We start from the raw sequence: 4,336 nt of genomic DNA on the forward strand, positions 1-4,336 counted from the left end.
CCATGCCCGCAAACCGGTAGCGATGGCGTTAAGCCGCCGACGATTGGCATCTCCCTGCCCTCATCCTGAGGGCGAGCGCAAGCGAGCGTCTCGAAGGGCGAGGGCACAGCCCGGATCCTGCTTGTCGCAAAAGAAAAGGGCGGCTCGGATGAGCCGCCCTTCCCGTTAAGTCTCAAGCCCGTAAAGGCGTGGCTACTAGAACTCGTAGCGCAGGCCCAGACGGATGCGGTACAGCGAAGCACCGAGGTCTTCGTTGCCCGTCGAACGGTTGGTGAAGGTGTTGAAACGGTATTGGCAGGCGCCAGCCGTTGCACACACGATCGCCGGATCGAAGTTCGCGTCGTAGCCGGCAGAGTTGGCCGGGTTGGACGAGGTCGAGTTACGCGAGTTCAGCGGACGGAAGGTCGGGTCACCGGTGCGGACCAGGTCCGCAGTGACGACCGCGAGGCTGCCGAAATTGCCCGCTGCGGAGCTGTAGTTACGGCCCCACTCGTTATTCAGCAGGTTCGGGAAGTTCTGGATATCAACCACGAAGGTGGCGCGGTTGTTCCGGAAGCGCTCGATGCCGAAGGAAGCAAACGGCAGGTCCTGCTGGAAGCGCAGGTTCCACTCGCTGAACCACGGGCTGGACAGGGCGCCGCGCTCGGCGATCTGGCCGCGGGCGAGGCCGTGGCTGTCGACGAAGGCGTTGAAGGCGGCCTGGTTGAAGCCCGGAGCGTACGACACGAGCGGATCAGCACCGGCGGTCGGGACATACAGGATGTCCGTGCCCGAGGTCGCCTGGATGGCCGAACGGCCAAACAGCGGGTTGTTGTTGATCGTCGTGAAGGTCGGGGTCGCAGCGCGGCCCGACGAGATCAGGCCGAACACGTCCAGACGCGAACGCAGGTCGCCGATGATCTCGGTCTCGAACGACAGGCCCACCGTGAACTTGTGCTCGGTCTCATAGACCGAACGGCCGGCAACCTGGTTGTTACGGTCAACCGAGAGCTGGTTGTTGTAGTTCGAGATGGCCACCGACGAGGCGCCCGAGACGATGTCTTCGACGTCCTGGTGGGCGTAGGCGAGGTAGAAGCCGAAGCCGTTTTCGAACTCGTTGGCCAGCGACACGGTGTAGACGAGCGAGTCACCGTCTTCGACGTTGTACAGCTCGACCGCGTTCTGGAAGTTCACGCCAGCCTGCTGGTTGAGAGCTTGCAGGTCGGAGTAGATCGGACGGCCGTCCGGCGCGGTGCCGACGGGCAGGCCGAGGGCGAGTTGCGGCAGGTTGCGCCACGAATAGCCCTGGTTGATGCGGCTGTAGAGCACCTGAGCTTCGAACAGGTAGCCACGGCCGAGGTCAAAGCCGCCAAACACCATGTCGAATTCCTGTTGCAGCGAGAGCGAGCCGCGCCACGTGGACGGAATTTCGAAGTCCGGCGAGATCGTGTCGATCGGAGCCAGCGTGTTCGGGTTGGAAGCCGCAATGGTGTCCAGCAGCGGCTGCGGGATCGTGCGCGGGTCAACACCCGTGAACGTGCCCGAGGCCACGAAGTTCTGCGGCAGGAAGGTGTTGGCGAACCACACATTGGGGTCACCACCGGCGAACAGGCCGAAGCCGCCCGAGATGGTGGTGCGGTCAAGCGCGTCCCAACGGAAGCCGAAGCGCGGCTGGATCAGGTCCAGGCCGTCCAGGCTGCGGCGGGCATTGGCGCCATAAAGGGCGTCAAAGTCTGCACGCGGGATCAGGCTGGAAGCGTCGGTGTAACGCTCGTAACGCAGACCGTAGGTGACCGACAGGTCCGGCGTGATCTGCCACTGGTCCTGCAGGAAGGCGGTCAGAACCGTGTATTCGAGGTTCGTTGCACCTTCCGAACGCACCAGGCTTTGCGGCGCGCGGAAGTCGACGAAGGCGGTGCCGCTCAGGATGTTGGCAACGGCGTTCGGGCCGGTGAACTGGAAGTTGCCCGAGGCGTCCTGAACGAACAGGTTGTAGAGCGAGTAGTTGTTGTACTCACCGCCGAAGCTGATGACGTGGTCGCCCCAGACATAGTCGCCCTGGCCGAACACCACCAGACGCTCGTCTTCGAACTCGTTGGCGTGACGCGAACGGTCACAACCACCGATGAAGGAGCGGTTGGCAGAGCCCGAGGTCAGCAGGCCGTCGAGCGGCGTGCCGGCAACGGTGTTCTGGTTCAGCGAAACGAAGATCTGGCCGACATCGGTGCCCGCGCGGCAGTCCTGGCCGCGCACGAACTCCTTGTAGCCGACGCGCAGCAGCGTCGAGAAGTTGGCGGTCCAGTTCGAGCTCAGCTGGGCGTTATAGGCGTCCAGCGAGACCGGGGTGTCATACCAGGCCGTGTCGAAGTTGCCGGCGGCAACGTTCGACGTGCCGGTTTCCTCGGTGTTCTGGTAGCTCAGTTGCAGGCGGTGATCGTCGGTGATGTTCCAGTCGATACGGGCGAAGTAGCGCTCGGCCGTTTCCGGGATCGAGGCAACGGTCGGACGCGAGCCAACATCGTAGCCGAGACCGGTCTGGATGACCTGACGCAGCGCTTCGTAGAAGCCCGGCTGGATGCCGTTTTGCGCGTCGGAAGATTCAAAGCCGACCGGACGGGCGGTTTCAAACTTCTCGTAGCCCACGAAGAAGAACAGGCGGTCTTCGAGGATCGGGCCGCCGAGCGTGAAGCCGACTTCTTCTTCAACGAAGTCCGGGGTGTCGATGTAGCGGTCGAACGCGGTGTTCGACTGATAGTCATTGCCCGAACGGTAATAGGAGAGCGTGCCGGTGAAGTCGTTGGTACCACCGCGGGTCACGACGTTCACGAGGCCGCCGGTGAAGCCCGACTGGAAGACCGAGTAGTCAGAGGCCGACACCGACACCGCTTCGACAGCGTCGAGCGAGATCGGCGAACGCGAGGTCGCGTAGGTCGACTGGGACAGGCCGAAATCGTCCGACTGGCGCACGCCGTCGATGACGAAGACGTTGAAGCGCGGGTTCGAACCGGCGACCGACAGGTTGCCCGTGGCGCCAGAGGAGTTGGCGAGCGGGTCGCGCAGCAGCGTGCTGACGAGGTCGCGGTTGAAGGACGGCTGATTGAGCACGTCGGCAGCGGTGAAGGACGAACCGGCACCGTTGTTCAGGTTGATCGACTGGGTGGCGACGCCGGAAACCACGATGGTTTCGACGTTTTCAACCAGGCGCAGCGTGGCGCGAACCGGCGGGTTCACACCCGGAGCCAGGTTCAGGTTGTCGACGAGGTCACCTTCGTAACCCTGGGCGTCGACCGTGATGCGGTAGGGGCCGCCCACGCGCAGGCCGGACGCGGCGAAGTTGCCGTTGGCGCTGGTGGTGGCAACCGACACCGTCGAGGTCGGAACGTGAATGATGGTCACGGCAGCGTTGGCAACCGGAGCGCCATTCTGATCGGTGACGGCACCGCGCACTTGCGAGGTGGTTTGCTGGGCATGCACGGCTGCAACCGGGGCCATCGCGGCGAGCGCGGCCACAGAAGCGCCATAGGCAAACTTCTTGAGGAAAGTCATGGGATAGTCCCCCTGGATCGACCAAATTGAAGCGAAGCCCGCCGGACTACGGGCGTTCGGGGGACCGCTTACGGACGGTGGGAGTCGGTTAGGTGACACAAGTGTGAAGGTTTTATTTCAATGACGGGGTTTATTAACACCCCGTTATGATCCTCCGCACTACCCGGCAGGGCAATAAGTTTACTTCTATCAATAGGGTAGATAGAATTTTGTTCAAAAACGCGCGGGCAGCCACCGCACCGGAAACCGTGACAAACCCCTCAATGTGACAGCGAGACCCGGGCAACCGTGTCTTCTGCGCAACGGCCCGCATCACCACTCCGCCTGCCAGCGCAGCATCAGGCGTGCACTCTGCCTGCGCGCCCTTTATGAAGAGGAAGATTGAACCGCAAGCGAAGGCCCGGCCGCGTACTCCATGAACGCCCGCTCCACTCTTTTTTCAATGGATGATTCCCGCCGTCTCTACTGGGCTGCGGCGCTGCTCGGCCTCGCTTTGCTGGCAGGGCGCATTGCCGGCCTGGTGCTCAACCCGTCCAGCCTCTACGCCGACGAAACCCAGTACTGGGTGTGGTCGCGCGATCTGGACTGGGGCTATTTCTCCAAGCCACCGCTCATTGCCTGGATCATCGCTGGCACGACGGCGCTCTTTGGCGATTCGGACTGGGCGATCCGTCTCGCCGCTCCGATCCTGCACACCGCGACGGCGGCCCTTCTGGCCTTGAGCGCCCGGCGCCTGTTCGGCGAGGCCGCTGCCGCCTGGACGTTCGCCGCCTGGATCACCCTGCCCTCGGTCTGGCTCTCGGCGGCCATC

The 4,336-nt window shown here is 63.3% G+C and carries 2 protein-coding genes; one reads left to right on the forward strand and one right to left on the reverse strand.

The features are described from left to right. Window positions 1-195 precede the first annotated feature (195 nt). Window positions 196-3,525 (reverse strand): TonB-dependent receptor, encoded by a 3,330-nt coding sequence (locus ACTS2Z_RS09490; protein WP_442572972.1) that lies wholly within the window; start codon window positions 3,523-3,525, stop codon window positions 196-198. A gap of 442 nt (window positions 3,526-3,967) precedes the next feature. On the opposite strand from ACTS2Z_RS09490, the gene ACTS2Z_RS09495 reads away from it, so the two are divergent. Further along, window positions 3,968-4,336: glycosyltransferase family 39 protein (locus tag ACTS2Z_RS09495; protein WP_442572973.1), on the forward strand; the 369-nt coding region annotated here is incomplete at its 3' end.

Source organism: Glycocaulis sp. (assembly GCF_052168375.1).
In the GTDB taxonomy this organism is placed as follows: Bacteria; Pseudomonadota; Alphaproteobacteria; order Caulobacterales; family Maricaulaceae; genus Glycocaulis.

Excerpts from the sequence above, each read along its gene's own strand:
- ACTS2Z_RS09490 (WP_442572972.1), bottom strand. The coding sequence starts at position 3,525 with ATGACTTTCCTCAAGAAGTTTGCCTATGGCGCTTCTGTGGCCGCGCTC.